Annotated in this window: 19 protein-coding genes; 9 read left to right on the top strand and 10 right to left on the bottom strand. The window is 42.8% G+C overall.

From position 1 onward, the window contains the following. Positions 1-333 precede the first annotated feature (333 nt). A complete protein-coding gene (locus ACWIUD_RS00735; protein ID WP_454145722.1) occupies positions 334-558 on the top strand; it encodes a hypothetical protein in 225 nt (74 codons plus the stop codon). Beyond that, positions 555-1,784 carry an ABC transporter permease gene (locus tag ACWIUD_RS00730; RefSeq protein WP_454145720.1) on the top strand — a complete coding sequence of 410 codons (1,230 nt, stop codon included), beginning with the start codon at positions 555-557 and terminating at the stop codon, positions 1,782-1,784. Before ACWIUD_RS00735 ends, ACWIUD_RS00730 begins: the two co-directional genes overlap by 4 nt. Before the next feature lie 120 nt (positions 1,785-1,904). Here ACWIUD_RS00730 and ACWIUD_RS00725 read toward each other — a convergent pair whose 3' ends face one another. The 7 genes from ACWIUD_RS00725 to mqnP form a co-directional block, all read right to left on the bottom strand. Continuing rightward, complete coding sequence (locus ACWIUD_RS00725) at positions 1,905-2,903, bottom strand: methionine ABC transporter ATP-binding protein (protein ID WP_454145718.1); 999 nt, start codon at positions 2,901-2,903, stop codon at positions 1,905-1,907. A gap of 39 nt (positions 2,904-2,942) precedes the next feature. Further along, a complete protein-coding gene (locus tag ACWIUD_RS00720; protein ID WP_454145716.1) occupies positions 2,943-3,482 on the bottom strand; it encodes a queuosine precursor transporter in 540 nt (179 codons plus the stop codon). Positions 3,483-3,594: 112 nt separating this feature from the next. Further along, on the bottom strand, positions 3,595-3,750 hold the full coding sequence (locus tag ACWIUD_RS00715; RefSeq protein ID WP_454145714.1) for a hypothetical protein: 156 nt from the start codon (positions 3,748-3,750) through the stop codon (positions 3,595-3,597). 168 nt (positions 3,751-3,918) lie between these two features. Then, positions 3,919-4,374, bottom strand: a complete 456-nt coding sequence (locus ACWIUD_RS00710) for a hypothetical protein (RefSeq protein ID WP_454145712.1) — start codon at positions 4,372-4,374, stop codon at positions 3,919-3,921. Between the two features lie 20 nt (positions 4,375-4,394). Further along, positions 4,395-4,697, bottom strand: a complete 303-nt coding sequence (locus tag ACWIUD_RS00705; protein WP_454145710.1) for a hypothetical protein — start codon at positions 4,695-4,697, stop codon at positions 4,395-4,397. After that, positions 4,694-5,215, bottom strand: coding sequence for a hypothetical protein (locus tag ACWIUD_RS00700; protein ID WP_454145708.1), 522 nt, complete (start codon positions 5,213-5,215; stop codon positions 4,694-4,696). Before ACWIUD_RS00700 ends, ACWIUD_RS00705 begins: the two co-directional genes overlap by 4 nt. Further along, on the bottom strand, positions 5,212-6,105 hold the full coding sequence (mqnP, locus tag ACWIUD_RS00695) for a menaquinone biosynthesis prenyltransferase MqnP (protein WP_454145706.1): 894 nt from the start codon (positions 6,103-6,105) through the stop codon (positions 5,212-5,214). The genes ACWIUD_RS00700 and mqnP overlap by 4 nt, the downstream gene beginning before the upstream one ends. Positions 6,106-6,196: 91 nt before the next feature. Between mqnP and ACWIUD_RS00690 the strand changes: the two genes are divergently transcribed. The 4 genes from ACWIUD_RS00690 (at position 6,197) to ACWIUD_RS00675 (ending at position 8,106) form a co-directional block, all read left to right on the top strand. Further along, entirely contained in the window at positions 6,197-6,649 is a 453-nt protein-coding gene (locus tag ACWIUD_RS00690; RefSeq protein WP_454145704.1) for a hypothetical protein, read from the top strand. Beyond that, positions 6,591-7,100 carry a hypothetical protein gene (locus tag ACWIUD_RS00685; protein ID WP_454145702.1) on the top strand — a complete coding sequence of 170 codons (510 nt, stop codon included), beginning with the start codon at positions 6,591-6,593 and terminating at the stop codon, positions 7,098-7,100. The genes ACWIUD_RS00690 and ACWIUD_RS00685 overlap by 59 nt, the downstream gene beginning before the upstream one ends. Before the next feature lie 175 nt (positions 7,101-7,275). Then, the gene (locus ACWIUD_RS00680; RefSeq protein WP_454136553.1) at positions 7,276-7,815 is read left to right on the top strand and encodes a DUF502 domain-containing protein; all 540 of its coding nucleotides are present in this window, start codon (positions 7,276-7,278) and stop codon (positions 7,813-7,815) included. A gap of 150 nt (positions 7,816-7,965) precedes the next feature. Further along, the gene (locus ACWIUD_RS00675) at positions 7,966-8,106 is read left to right on the top strand and encodes a hypothetical protein (protein ID WP_454145700.1); all 141 of its coding nucleotides are present in this window, start codon (positions 7,966-7,968) and stop codon (positions 8,104-8,106) included. On the opposite strand, the gene ACWIUD_RS00670 is transcribed toward ACWIUD_RS00675, so the two are convergent. Both ACWIUD_RS00670 and lysA read right to left on the bottom strand, forming a co-directional pair. Then, a complete protein-coding gene (locus tag ACWIUD_RS00670; RefSeq protein ID WP_454145698.1) occupies positions 8,086-9,171 on the bottom strand; it encodes a bifunctional chorismate mutase/prephenate dehydratase in 1,086 nt (361 codons plus the stop codon). The genes ACWIUD_RS00675 and ACWIUD_RS00670 overlap by 21 nt on opposite strands. Continuing rightward, complete coding sequence (gene lysA, locus ACWIUD_RS00665) at positions 9,155-10,546, bottom strand: diaminopimelate decarboxylase (RefSeq protein ID WP_454146354.1); 1,392 nt, start codon at positions 10,544-10,546, stop codon at positions 9,155-9,157. The genes ACWIUD_RS00670 and lysA overlap by 17 nt, the downstream gene beginning before the upstream one ends. Before the next feature lie 107 nt (positions 10,547-10,653). Here lysA and ACWIUD_RS00660 point away from each other — a divergent pair, with 107 nt between their 5' ends. The 3 genes from ACWIUD_RS00660 to ACWIUD_RS00650 are packed head-to-tail and all read left to right on the top strand — an operon-like array spanning position 10,654 to position 14,542. Continuing rightward, on the top strand, positions 10,654-11,490 hold the full coding sequence (locus tag ACWIUD_RS00660) for a pilus assembly FimT family protein (protein WP_454145696.1): 837 nt from the start codon (positions 10,654-10,656) through the stop codon (positions 11,488-11,490). A gap of 6 nt (positions 11,491-11,496) precedes the next feature. Next, the gene (locus ACWIUD_RS00655) at positions 11,497-12,273 is read left to right on the top strand and encodes a hypothetical protein (RefSeq protein WP_454145694.1); all 777 of its coding nucleotides are present in this window, start codon (positions 11,497-11,499) and stop codon (positions 12,271-12,273) included. A gap of 13 nt (positions 12,274-12,286) precedes the next feature. Beyond that, the gene (locus ACWIUD_RS00650) at positions 12,287-14,542 is read left to right on the top strand and encodes a heavy metal translocating P-type ATPase (protein ID WP_454145692.1); all 2,256 of its coding nucleotides are present in this window, start codon (positions 12,287-12,289) and stop codon (positions 14,540-14,542) included. Positions 14,543-14,702: 160 nt separating this feature from the next. Here the strand turns inward: ACWIUD_RS00650 and ACWIUD_RS00645 are convergent, their stop codons facing one another. After that, positions 14,703-14,948, bottom strand: coding sequence for a hypothetical protein (locus tag ACWIUD_RS00645; protein ID WP_454145690.1), 246 nt, complete (start codon positions 14,946-14,948; stop codon positions 14,703-14,705). Between the last annotated feature and the right edge of the window lie 6 nt (positions 14,949-14,954).

Here is a 14,954-nt window from a genome sequence, read left to right as displayed (position 1 = left end):
GAGATTTGCCAAAGGCAAATCGTGGCAATCCATTAGATTCTGCGAATGCAAAATCTAGTAAAAATCAATCGTGCGAAGCACCCAAAACTCGTCCGCTTCGTGGTGCAAAAAATCGGATTCAAGGTTGCAGTAGTGCAACCGCCGATTTTTTGCTAGAAGCGGAAAAGCGAGGCACTCCCCCTAAAAGCGAAAAAGCGGCTGCTTTTTGGCGCGTAGGGGGAGCGGGGCGGGGGGTGCAGCCCTTTTTGCGAAAAGATTCAAGCGAATCTAAACAAAAAAACGGCGAAAATGACGCAGATTCTGCTAATCAAATAAAAAACGCAGAATCTAACAATGGATTGCCACGATTCTGCTTCGCAGAATCTCGCAATGACGGAAAATGACGCAGATTCTGTGAATCGCAGAATCTCGCACGAAAACGCAGAATCTAAAATAAAAATTACCCACCCCCTAGCCCCCTCCGCAAGGGAGGGGGAACAAAGCGCAGATTCTGCGAATCGCACAAAAATCGCAGAATCTCCCGCAGATTCTGCGCTTCACAAAAAGGACTCCCAATGATTTTAAACGCATTTATGTTGGCATTTCGGCAGATTCAAAGAAACGCACTTCGGGCATTTCTCACAATGCTAGGCATTATCATCGGCACGGGGAGCGTCATTGTGATGATTACGCTAGGCAATGGAATGAGTGCGCAGGTAAAAGAAAATATTTCGCAGCTTGGCAATAATCTCATTATGCTAACCCCCGCGCACGGGCTTGACACCGCAGGGCAGAGCCTTAGGCGGTATTTTAATGAGCAAGAAGTGGAGATGATTCGCAATCGTATTGTAGGCATAAATGCGTTAAGTAGCGTAGGGCAGGGCAACTCGCTCGTGCAGTATAATCAAAATGCCCGTGAGAGCGAGACTTTGGGCGTGGAGAGTGAATATTTTATCGTGGCAAATTGGGAGATTGAGAGTGGACGGGAGTTTAGCGAAAATGAATATAAAAGTGGCGCAAATGTCTGTATCATCGGTGCTACCGTGCAAAATGAGCTTTTTGGCGCAGAATCTCCGCTAGGCGCGAAGCTAAAAATTGGCAATCGGCACGGCGCACTGATTTGCGAAGTCATCGCCACGCTAAAAGGCAAGGGGCAGGTGGGGCACTCAAACCAAGATGAAATCGTGCTTTTTCCGCTAAAATCGTATTTGCGGACTTTGGGGCGTGAAAAAAGCTCGATAAATAATATCAATCAAGTGCTGATTTCGCTAAAAGATGGCGTAGATTCAAAGCAAAAGACAAGCGAGATAAAGTCGCTATTGCGCGAGATTCGTGGCATTGATAAAAGTGGGAAGGTGGATAATTTTGAGATTCGCGACACAAAGCAGTTTGAAGAGGCGATGACTAGCACGATGGCGATGCTAACGCTATTTATTGGCTCTATTGCGGGGGTAAGTCTTATTGTCGGGGGCATTGGCATTATGAATATTATGCTAGTATCAGTCACCGAGCGCACAAAAGAAATCGGCACACGCCTTGCAATCGGTGCGTTGGAAGGCGAAGTTTTGCTACAATTTTTAATCGAATCTGTTGTCCTATCCGCGCTAGGCGGGATTATTGGCATAATTTTGGCATTTTTTATCGCGCTAGGATTGTCAATAGTGATGAATATACCCTTTGTTTTTAGCACGGGCATTGCGATTTTGGCGTTTTTATTTTCGTGCTTTTTGGGAGTGCTGTTTGGATACCTCCCCGCAAGGCGTGCTTCAAAGCTAAATCCAATAGACGCATTACGGCACGAATAGATTCTGCGAGATTCGTGGATTTTTCGTGCGAGATTCTGCGATTCGCAGAATCTGCCATAAATTCTATCCCAAATTCTGCCCCAAAATCGCAGAATCTGCCCCCAAACTCCGCCCCAAATCCTACCCCAAATTCTGCACTTCAACCCCTTGTGATTTTAGCCAAACTATCGCCCTTTCTTTTTGCGCCACATTACCCAAAATTTTCACCACCAAGTGCCCAAACTCCGTGCTTTGCACCTCATCGATATTTCCGCTTAAAATATTCACATCCACGCCAAACTCCCTAATCATCTGACTAATGAGCGGATTATGCGCCTTTGTGCCCGTGAAAATGACGCGATACACATCGCTTCTATCATCAAGCAACTCCACCAAATTTTCGTCCTTCGTGGGCGGGAGAAATGCGATGAGCTCCCTTGTGATTTCATTTTGCGGATTTATGAAAATCTCGCCCACGCGCCCAGATTCTACGATTTGTCCGTTGCTTAACACGCACATTTTATCGCAAATGGAGCGGACGACATCGATTTGATGTGTGATTAGGATGATTGTGAGATTTAGGCGTGTTTGAATGTCCCTAAGCAGCGTTAAAATCGATGCTGTCGTTTTCGTATCAAGCGCACTTGTCGCCTCATCGCAAAGCAGTAAATGCGGGTGATTTGCGAGGGCACGGGCGATTGCCACGCGCTGTTTTTGCCCGCCACTAAGCTGACTTGGGTAAGAGTGCGCCTTATCGCTCAACCCCACAAGTGCCAAAAGCTCATCCACGCGGGACTTTATCGCGCTTTTCTCCCACTTTGCAATCTCTAATGCAAAGGCGACATTTTCAAACACGCTTTTTGAGGTTAGCAAATGAAAGTGCTGAAAAATCATACCGATTTTTTGTCGCTCTATGCGCAAATCTTTGGGCGATAACCTCCGCAAATCCTTGCCATTTACGATAACTTCGCCACTGCTTGGGGTTTCAAGCAAATTTATGATGCGAATAAGTGTGCTTTTCCCCGCGCCACTAAACCCGATAATGCCGTAAATCTCGCCTTCATTTACCTTTAAATTGATATTTTTTAGTGCGTGAAATCCGTTTGGATAGATTTTTTGAATATTTTTTAGCTCAACCATATTTTGCCTTTTGAAATTTAAAGGCAAAATGTTAGCAGATTATTTGAGTTTAAAAATAAAAGTGCGCATTTTGATTGCCAAAATGTAGAAAAACGGCGTGTTTAGCGCACTTAAAAGCACTTTTATAAAAAAATCAAAAAGTGCCATCAAAGTGCAAACCGCAAAACTTTTTTCGCCCAAAAATGCAATGTGAAAAAATATCATCGTATCAAAAAACTGCGCGATGATGGTGGATGCGTTGTTTCGTAACCACCAAAGGCGGGGGAAGGTTTTTTTAAAAAAGAAAAATAAATGCACATCGAGCGGTTGCGCGATTACAAATGCGCAAATTGAGGCGATTGCGATGCGTGGTTCGCTTATAAAAAGCGATGGGATGAAGGCGAGGATTAGCCCGTAGCGCAGGATTTTTAGGACTTCTTTTTTGGAGTTTTTCTCGCTTAAAATATCAAGCAGTAAAAATGACAGCGGATAAATAAGTGCGCCGTAAGTTAGGTAACTTGCGCCGATTTGAAACTGCACGGCGAAGTTTGAGAGGATGACTAGCAAGGCAAAAATGGCAGAAAAAATCAAAATCTGCAAAGTGAAGTCCTTAAAAATGAGATAGATTCTGCTACGAGTTTCTGCGAAAAATGCGCGAGATTATGCGAAAATCGTTAAAATCAAGCGAGATTCTGCGAATTTGGCGCAGAATCTAAAACGCAGAATCTAGTGCGAAAATTTCCACGCCGTCATTGCGAGAAGTCGCACTTGGGCGACTTCGTGGCAATCCACGCCTTTTAATTGTCATTTTGGATTGCCACGATTTTGCTACGCAAAATCTCGCAATGACGACTCTAATTCTCGCCAAATCGCAAAATCTCGCAATGACGGAGATATTTCGCTTCGCTCAATATGACAACAGATTCTGCGAAATTTTACCCACCCCCAAACCCCCTCCGCAAGGGAGGGGGGATTTTGGTAGCAGATTCTACGAAAATCTAAAAATTCGCAGAATCTCGCCCATTTTTCGCAGAATCTACTTTATATCCGCGAGTTTTAGCGTGAATTCCACTTCACTTTTGGTAACCATCAGTTCCCGCGCGATATTTTCGATACTCCATCCATCCTTAAAAAGCGCGATTATCCGCCGCTCATCGACATTTCCCGCACTCGCATTTGGGTAAAAACTATTTTCTTTCAATCTATCCTCAAAAATGCTAAATTTGCTATCGACATATTCTCTGTCCTTTTCGATGATGGCATAAATGTCATCAAGCGACTTGCGGAAGTCTAACTTTATCTCGGCGGTGTCGATTTTTGGACCATTTTTTAGCGTCTTTTGCAGTTTAAAAATATCTTTGTTTAGCTCATCAAGTGCCCTTTCCACTCGCAATAATCGCTTTTGCGTGTCGCTATCTTTGATATAAAAATATGCAAATATCAGCACGAAAAGCACGATAATGCCGACATTTATGAGAAGCATTTCATCCATAATTTCCCTTTGATTGCAGTTTAAAATTGTAATTTTAGCAAAAAATTCGCATTATTTTTTAGTGTTTGCGGATTTATGATTTTTTTACTCTCAAACAAATAAAAATATCCATAAGATTGCGTGTGCAACGCACTTTGGCTAAATCTTTTGGGTGTTTTCAGCGGATATTCGCTAATGACATAAAAAGCATTTAGATTCTGCGGAGTAAATTTAGGAAATTCCCCCTCCCTTGCGGAGGGGGCAAGGGGGTGGGTAAAATTTCGTAGATTCTGCGAATATGGCGAATCGTGCGCTAGATTCTGCGAATTTGACGAATTTTTCATTGCTTTTTGCTCTCCCTTATGATGCTTCGTTCTCTTGCGGCGATATAGCTATCAAAATCCACTTCGTCTCTGCCGTGCATTAGGCAAATTTCGGCATTTTTGGTGTCCTTTGCGATAAAAAAAAGCGGGATTTTGCGCGGTGGAAACACGGCAATATCAAGCCGTCCGTAGTATTTCGCGCCCACTTCAAGTTCGTCTGCCAAATCCTCGCCAAAAATTAAAAGATTATGCCCGATTGCTTCAAGCACCGCGTTAGATTCAAGCGATATGTAATTTTTGGATTCGTTGTTTATTTGCGCACATAGCGCGTCAATCTTGCGGTGCAGTTCGATTAAGAGTTGCAAAATCGGCTCATTTTCATCCACCACACGCCCACGCGCCCGTGTAGCGCGAATCCACGCCGAAATCGGGTCATCGTTATTTTCACTCAACCTATCAAACTCCGCCCTAAAAATCGCCTCATTTTCCGCGCTCACCTTGCCAAAGTCAATTTTCAAAGGCGCACTAATAATTCTCACAAAAATCCCCCCGCTATGCAATCCACCGCGATAAATGCCAAAAATATCACGCCCAAATAGCCGTTTGTTTGAAAAAACGCTTTGGGGATATTTAGCAAATCTTTGGCGACTAAATAATGCTCATAGATTAGCATTGCAAACGCGCTTAAAACGCCCAAATACGCGAAGACTCCGCCTTGCGAATCTACCACAAAAAGCACCCAAAAAATCACTGCCATTATATGTGCGAATCGCGAGATAAAAATCGTAGCTTTTAGCCCGTAGCGCGAGGGGATTGAAAACAATCCATTTGCCTTATCAAACTCAATGTCTTGCAATGAGTAGAGCAAATCAAATCCCGCCACCCAAAACGCCACGCCAAGCGACAAAAACACGCTCCACAAAGGAATCGCACCCAAAACCGCCACAACTCCCGCAATGGGCGCAAGTGCAAGGCAAATGCCAAGCACAAAATGCGCGAGTGCGCTAAATCGCTTGAAATACGAATACGCGCCGATGATTAGCAAAAATGGCACGGAGAGCGCGAACGCAAGGGCATTTATGCAAAATGAAGTGATGATAAATCCAAGCGCGTTTGCGATAGTAAAAAACAAAACCGCACGGGGCGATATGCGCCCATCAACGCTAGGGCGGGAGCTTGTGCGGGGATTTAGCGCGTCAAATTTGGTGTCGCAAAAGCGATTGAATGCCATCGCAAAATTTCGCGCAAATATGAGTGCTAGGGCGCATAAAATGAGCGTTTTTGCCACAAATGACGCATTTATCGTGGTGCGAATCTGCCAAAATGCCACGATTACCGCCACTAGCAAAAATGTCGATGAAAAAATCGTGTGCTTAAAAACGACTAATTCGCCGAAATTTTTTAGCTTTTGAAGCAGTTTTTGAAGCATTTGCATCCTTTAAAAAATTTTCAAAATTCTATCATTAAATTAGAAAAATTATGCTACGCTAACAAAATTTTTTCACAAAAAGGACGCCATAATGAAAAAGCAAATCAAAGACATTTTAAGAAAACCATATCGCAAACTTCGGCAGATTTTTTCGCAAGTGGATTTCGTGCCAAGTGGGCATTTTTACTCGCCCATCGCAAATGATTTTGAGATAAAAGAGGGCATTGCAAATTTGGATTATAAAAGCGTGGCGGGAGTGAATTTGCGACTAAAAGAGCAATTAAAAATGCTTGAAATTTTTGGCAGATTCTACGAAACGATGCCTTTTGGTGAGACAAAGAAAGCAAATCTCCGCTACTACTTTGAAAATGGCGCATATTGCCACAGCGATGGGATTTGCCTTTATGCGATGATTAGATATTTGCGTCCAAAGCGGATTATTGAGGTTGGAAGCGGATTTAGCTCCGCGTTGATGCACGATGTAAATGATAAGTTTTTTGGCGATAAGGGGGGGGGCAGAATCGATTTGCATAACGCATATTGAGCCATATCCAAAAGTCTTATCGCAGCTTTTCTCCACACACGATTTTCAAACGCTAAATCTCCACCAAAAACGCCTCCAAGAAATCCCGCTTTCAATGTTTGAAAGTTTAGAGGCAAATGATATTTTATTTATCGATTCTACGCATATTAGTAAGATTAACTCCGATGTGAATAAAATCTTTTTTGAGATTCTGCTCTGCCTAAAAAAGGGTGTTTTTGTGCATTTTCACGATATTTTTTATCCATTTACTTATCCAAAAGATTGGTTAGAAAATAAGATTTCGTGGAATGAAACTTACATCCTGAGGGCATTTTTGCAATATAATGAGAATTTTGAGATTGCGTTTTTCAACACTTATCTAAATTATTTTTACAAAGATTTATTTGCAAAAACTCTGCCATTAAGTCAAAAAAATACAGGCGGGAGCATTTGGATTAAAAAAGTCAAATAATTGCAGAATCTGGCTCGGTTTTTTGGTAGATTCTACGAAAATTTTTGGTAGATTCTGCGAAGTTACGGCTATGCGAAGATTTATCGTAAATTCTGCGGTGCGCTAGATTCTGCGAAATTGCAAATCTTAAATTTATGTTAAAATTATCGTTTTAAAAAATCAAAAAAGGATTTTTATGAAGGTTTTTCATCTCGTGTTTAAGGGGATTGTGGCGGTTTTGCCTATCATTATTTTGCTTTGGATTTTAAAAATCATTTACGGATTTTTCGCAAATATTGTGGATTCCATTTTTTTCCTAACGCAAAGAAGTCTCATCTCAACCATCGCTATTTGCGTGCTTATGCTGTTATTTTTCCTAATTTTGGGATTTGTGGTGGAGCGAAACAAAGAGGCGATTTTCCTAAAAGCAGCGGATTTAATCATCGGCAAAATCCCGCTAATCTCCACCATTTACGCCACGATTAAGGAAATCGTAAATTTATTTAGCGCAAAGGGCACGGACAACTATTTAGGCGTGGTGTGGGTGAAAATCGGCGATTACAAAGTGATGGGATTTATCACAAAAGAGATGGAGGACGAATATTTCGTATTCATCCCCACCACGCCAAATCCGACTTCTGGCTTCCTTTTAAAAGTCAAAAAAGACGAGGTTGAAAAAAGCGATTTAAGCGTGGCAAATGGATTTAAAAAACTCGTATCGCTTGGGATAAAGTGAGATTTCGCAGAATCTAGATTCTGCGTTTTTGTGGGATTTTGCATTAGATTTTCGCAGAATCTTGTGGATTTTTTAAAACGCAGAATCTCGCGCGGATTTTCGTCATTGCGAGACTTGCTTACAAGTCGTGGCAATCCAAAAGTTTAATTTTTGCGTTTATTTTCGCAGAATCTAATGAATTTTGTGCTAGATTCTGCGTTTTTGTGCGATTCGCAGAATCTACCGCCAAATTTCGCAGAATCTCGCGGACTTTTTAATAAATCGCAGAATCTACTTTGGATAACTCCCTAGCCACTTTAAAATATCCCCTTTTTGCTTGAAAATCGCATTTATATGCAAATCATCGATATGCCCTTCTAACTCCATATAAAACCAAAAGCTAAAATCCTTTGACTTCCGCACGGGGCGGGATTCTAACTTTACCAAATTTATCTTTGCGCTATTAAACTCATTTAGTAATTTTGCCAAAGTGCCGGGCTTATTTGAGTCATTTATAAACGCGCAAAATGAAGTCTTATCCGCGCCACTTTTTGGCAGTTTGAAGTCGCTGATGATAAAAAATCGCGTGATATTTTCAACGCTATCTTGGATATTTTCAAACATTATAGGGAGATTAAAGCAATCTGCCGCGACTTTGGAGCAAATCGCCGCGCTATTTTTCTCGCCACTAGCGATTTGGGCGGCTTTTGCGGTTGAATCAAGCGGGATTAGCTCGGCATTTTGAAGCGAATAATTTTTCAAAAACTCCCTGCATTGCCCAAATGCGACATCTTTTGAATAGATTTTTTTGATATTTTTAAGCAATTTTTCATTTGAAGCAAGGCTATGGTGAATCGCCAAACTCGCCTCCGCGATGATTTTGACATTGTATTTTGATAAAAAGTCCAAACTCTCGCCCACAATGCCGTTGCTATTGTTTTCGATGGGGAGGACGCCGTATTTCACGCTTTTATTTTCCACTAGCTTAAAAATGCCCTCAATGTTTGTCGCAGAGACATATTCGCTGATTTTTCCAAAGCGACTAAGTGCCACTTGGTGCGTGAAACTCCCCATAGGTCCTAAATACGCCACGCGCTCTGGCAACTCCAAATGCCTACTTGTCGCAAAAATCTCACTATAAATGGCATCGATTGCGCTTGGCGTGATGAATCGCGGATTTAGAGCGTTAAGTCGCTCTACAATCTCGCGCTCCCTTTTTGGGTGATAAATAAATGCTTTTTCTTTTAGCTTCACTGCGCCTATTTCGCGCACGATTTGCATTCGCTTATCCAAAAGCTCCAAAATTTCATTGTCGATTTTATCGATTTTTTGGCGCAGTGGTGCTAGTTTTTTGGCTGTGTCATTTGGTTTTTTCATCGATTGTCCTTTTTAGATTCTGCGATTTTAGGCATTTTAGCTCGTTTTCGGTAGATTCTGCGAATGTTTCCCGTGCGCGAATCAAAAAATCATCGCCGTTTTCAATCGCTACTTCGGCGCATTTTAGGCGTGAATTGTAACTACTTGCCATACTAAAACCATACGCCCCGCAATCCAAAATCGCAATAATATCGCCACGATTCGTGCGTGGGAGCGCAATATCCTTTGCCAAATAATCGCTTGATTCGCAAATCGGTCCCACAATATCAGCTTTTTCTAATAAAGGCGCATTTTCGCGCAAAAGTTCGGGGATTTCTAGCGAATCATCATTGCGAGATTCGGCGAACGCCGAATCGTGGCAATCTACAATAGATTCGGCGTTTGATTTGTGGATTGCTTCGTCAGTGCTACGCACTTCCTCGCAATGACGGATTGGGATATAGCAAACCCTATGCTTTGCGCCATAAAGCGCAGGGCGAATCAAATCATTCATCGCCGCATCAACAATGCAAAATCGCTTAAATTCATTTTGCTTTTCATATAAGATTCGCGCCAATAAAACGCCACAATCCCCCACGATTCGCCTACCTAACTCACAGATAATCGTCAAATCCACTCCCTTTAACGCGCCTAAAATCCCTTGCGCATAGTCGTTTAAATCAATGATTTTTTCATCATTATACGCGATTCCTAGCCCACCGCCCACATCGATGAATTTTAAATCAATTTTTAGCGCAAGTAAAGCGCGAATCAAAGCCACGATTTTTTCCGCGCTTTGTGTGATTGGCTCTAAATCCAAAAGTTGAGAGCCGATATGAAAATGCGCCGCGATTGGTTGTAAGTGCGTAGATTTTTTTGCGTAGATAAACATTTTTTTTGCGCATTCAATATCCACGCCAAATTTATTTTCCCGCAGTCCCGTTGAAATGTAAGGGTGCGTTTTTGCGTCAATGTTTGGATTTACGCGAATGCTAATTCGCGCCACTTGTTTTGAATCGCTTGCGATTTGCTCCACACGCAAAAGCTCTTCTGTGCTCTCTACATTGATAAACAAAATGTCATTTTGCAACGCTTTGCGCAAATCATCATCGCTTTTTCCCACGCCACTATAAATGATTTTATACTTTGGGATTCCAGCAAGTAGTGCGCGTTTGACTTCGTTTATCGATACGCAATCCGCCCCGCAGTCTAAATGTGCCAAATGCTTTAAAAGCGAAAGATTTGCATTTGCTTTAAGCGCGTAGCAAAGAAGCGATTTTCTTGCGTTAAATGCGCATTTGAGCGCATTTACATTTTGAGTGATTTTATCAAAGTCATAGATATATGCGGGAGTGCCGTATTTTTGGGCTAAATATGGATAGAGATTTTGCAAAATTGTGCCTTTTAAAGTGAAATTTTGTGCGAATTTTACCATAATGATTGTTTGAATAAATAAAGATTCTGCTAAAATTGTGCGATATTAGAGAATTATGGAGGCACGAGATGAGAAAAGCATTTACAATGGTTGAGATTGTATTTATTATCGTGATATTAAGCATTTTATCAGTGGTGGCGATTTGGAGTATGCCCCGCACGGAGCTAAAACAAGCCGCCGAATCTATGATAAACAACCTAAAATACACAAAATCACTAGCGCAGTTAGATGATAGGTTTTTTGCGACAAAGGATGTGAGTTATTTTAATAAAATAAATGGCATCGCAGATAAAAATGAGGCGGCGTTGAAGCAGATTGAAAACTATCAATGCGGAATGTGGCAGTTTCAGTTTCATCAATCAGCAGGGAAGCAGGACGCCACCACGACAAATACTTACAGCATTTTTGCCGATAGTGCCGGCTCCGGAGCAAAAAGCTTTGATGGAAAGCCGATGGATGGCGATATAATCGCGCGCGACCCGATGACAAAGGCGTGTATGAGCGGATATAATGAAAATAATTTGAAAGAATGTGAAAATAACTTCTCCCCCGAAGTGCGCTTTGGCGATACCTATGGCGTGGAGTTAGATACTATCGTAACTGCTGAAAATGCCTGTGCGTATAAGAAAAACTCAACTTTTAGCATAGTATTTGATGGCGAGGGAATGCCATATTGCAAAGTCGGGCAAAATCAATGCACTAGAACGCAGAATCTCCCCACACGCCTTACAAAATCCGTCACGATTAAATTAAAGCGTAAAAAAGAGACTGCCTATATTTGCGTCACAAAGGGCGGAATTATCGACATTGGCATACCTGTGGATAAAAACGGCACCCCCGCAAAAGACAAGGACGGCAGAAATCGCGGCATTCCTGTGGAAAATGATGCGTGCAAAGATATTTAGCGATTTATGCGATATTTTTTAATCTTATCGTGCGTTTTTTCGTGTGTGGTGGCAGATTCTGCGTATCGATTGCAGGGATTTGACGCCGAATATAATTTGCTAAATGACGCCCCGATAATTCAAAAGGGCAAGGCACTAAAATCGCACAACGCGCAAAATCGCACTCCCCGCCCACCAAAAAAGCAAAGCAATAAGCGCATAGAGCCTCCCAAATCTTCAACTCGCGCGGTAAATGCGAGGGATTTTGATGGCTCTCGTTTGAGCATTTTAGAAAATGAACCCGCAAGAATCCGCTACGGATTTCCGCCCTACCCGCCACAGCACTTTTTGATGATTGGACTAAATGGCGGAGCGGATATTTTCAGCGCAGAATCTAGCGCAGATTCTGCGAAAAAACTCATCGGCGTTGAGATTATGGGGAAATTTGGATATTTATATTTTTTCACACGCGATGCAAACTCACACGCCTTGCGGATTTACGCGCACTTTGGCACTGCCATCCCCACAAACAAGGCACTTGCTTGGAATGTCGCATTTGGCGGAAATATCGATTTTTTAATCAATGTATTTTATTTTGACTTATTTTTGGGGGTGGGATATGGCGGCGAGTATTTCACAAGCGGACTTTTAAAGCACGGCACTTTGCTAAACACGGGCATTTCAAGGCGCATAGGCAATCATCAAATCGAGCTTGGCGTCCGCGTGCCGTTTTATTTTTTGCCAGATTCTGCGATTTTACGCCACAATATCGATATTTTACTTGGATGGAATTATCGATTTTAAAGGCGAATCATAATTGAAAAATATCAAATTAAAGATTAGCGGAATGAGCTGTGCGGCGTGCTCTGCGTCTATTGAGCGAAGTTTGAAGCGCAAGGATTTTATTAAAAGCATCGAAGTTGATTTAATCAGCGAGTGCGCAAATGTCGCCTTTGATGAATCGCGCACCGACACAAAAACCATAATCGCGCTTATTGAAAAGCTAGGCTATGGTGCGGAGATTTTTAGCCAAAAAGCCACGCAAAAACCACAAAACCGCGACTATCTCATCGCAATAATCTTTGTAATCCCGCTATTTTGCGTGAGTATGGGGGCGATGATTTGGGGCGATTCGCTTACTACAAGTCAAGCCCTAATTTGCGCTATCGAAATCGCCTTGCTACTGCCAATCCTATACGCTGGGCGCAAAATCTACGCAAAGGGCTTCAACGCGCTTATTAAACTCGTGCCAAATATGGATTCGCTTGTGTTTTTGGGGAGTGGGAGTGCGATTGCGTTTAGTGCATATATGGTGGCGCGACTAGGCTTTGAATCTCCGCACCTGCTTCACAATCTCTACTTTGAGAGTGCTGGGGTGATTATCGCTGTGATTATGCTAGGCAAAAAGTTAGAAAATATCGCCACTAGCAACGCAAAAAGCGGGATTGAATCGCTTATAAATCTAGCCCCCAAAACCGCGCTAAAAGTGCAAGGCGAATCTAATCTTGAAGTGCGCGTAGAATCCTTGCAAATCGGCGACATACTCGCAGTCCCAAAAGGTGCGGCGTTTGGCGTGGATTGTGAGCTTTTGGGCGAATCTTGCGAAGTTGATGAAAGCGTCCTCAGTGGCGAATCCAAGCACAAACGCAAAACACAAGGCGATTTGATTTACAGCGGGAGTGTGAATTGTGCTGAAATGGTGCGTGTGCGCGTGAAAAATGTGGCTTCTGATTCGATGATAAGCAAAATCATCGCATTAGCGCAAAATGTCAAAAAAGCCCCCATTGCGCGAATCGCAGACACAATATCCGCGTATTTCGTGCCTTGCGTAATCGCAGTGGCTTTGTGCGCTGGGATAGCGTGGGGCGTGGCTAGTGGCGATTTTCACAAGGCATTTATCATTTTTAGCTCGACATTGCTAATCTCTTGCCCCTGTGCGCTGGGACTTGCCACGCCTTTAAGCATAATGGTTGCCACAAGTATCGCCGCAAAACGCGCATTTTACTTCAAAAATGCGGAGAGTTTGGAGGTGTGCGCCAAAATCACCACGATGATTTTTGATAAGACAGGGACGCTCACAAGCGGGGATTTGCGCGTGGTGGAGTGGATTTGTGGCGATTCAAATGTGAATCAAAGCGATATTTTTGCGCTAATCTACGCGCTTGAATCCCAAAGCGAACATTTAATCGCAAAGGCAATTTTGCGCTATATCCGCGAATCTAGTGCGAATTTGGGCGTGGATTTAAGTGCAAAAATCACCGAAGTGCAAACAATGGCAGGGCAGGGCATTAGCGCAAGTGTGAATGATAAGTGCGTAAAAATCGGCACAGCGGATTTTGTGGGCGAAACACACAATGGTAAATCGTGTGCGATAGATTCGCGTCTTTTAGAAAAATCCGCGCAAATACCGCACACGATTTGCTTTGTGAGTGTGGATTCGCAGTGCGTGGGCTTTTTTGTCATCGCTGATGATTTGCGCCCAAATGCCAAAAATTTGGTGGCAAATCTCCGCGCACAAGGCATAAAAAGCATAATTTTAAGTGGCGATAACGCAAAAAGTGTGCAATCAGTGGCGAATCTGTGCGCAATCGATGAGTTTTATCACTCGCAACTGCCACAAGATAAGCTAGACTTCATCACAAGGGCGCAAGAGCGTGGCGAAATCGTAGGCTTTGTGGGCGATGGCATAAATGATGCACTTGCCATTACACGCGCAAATATCGGCGTTGCGCTAAATTCGGCTAGTGATATTGCAATCAAACAAAGCGACATAATTTTGCTAAATGGCGACTTGGGGAGCATTGCGGAGGCGATTGCGCTAAGTCGGCGGACGATTCGCAACATAAAGGAAAATTTGGGCTTTGCGTTTGTGTATAATGTGTGCGCGATACCGCTGGCTGTGGGGATACCGCAGATTTTGGGATTTAATATCGCGCTAAATCCGATGGTTGCGGGGGTGGCGATGGGGTTGTCATCGATAAGTGTGGTGATGAACGCCTTACGACTTGAAGCGCGTTGTCTCGTGGCGGATTTCGCGGGATTCTGCGCTCTCAAACGCTCGATGAACCGCTAGTTCTATCTCGCGTTTTCGCGCTTGAAAACCCACGAACTCCACTCACGATACTTCCGCGCGAATGTTTTTTGTTTTTTAAAACCACCGCCATTACTTTGATTGTTTATAATTTGATTTGCGCCATTTTGTCATTTTGAGCGTAGCGAAAAATCTCTAATCGTCATTGCGAGAAGTCGCACTTTGGGCGACTTCGTGGCAATCCAAAAAAATTGTCATTCTCGCGCGAAGCACGAAGTGTGAAGCGAAGAAACTCATTTAGATTCTGCGATTCGCACGAAAATCGCAGAATCTGCGGGGAGATTCTGCGATTTATGGCAAAAAATATTGACTTTAAGATATTAAGATAATAATTTTTATCAAAAACTATGCTAACATTGCACCTTGCATTTTTTGCAAAATTCAACATAAAGGA

The sequence above is a fragment of the Helicobacter sp. 23-1044 genome (assembly GCF_053654695.1).
This window is presented reverse-complemented; position numbering and strand designations above follow the sequence as displayed.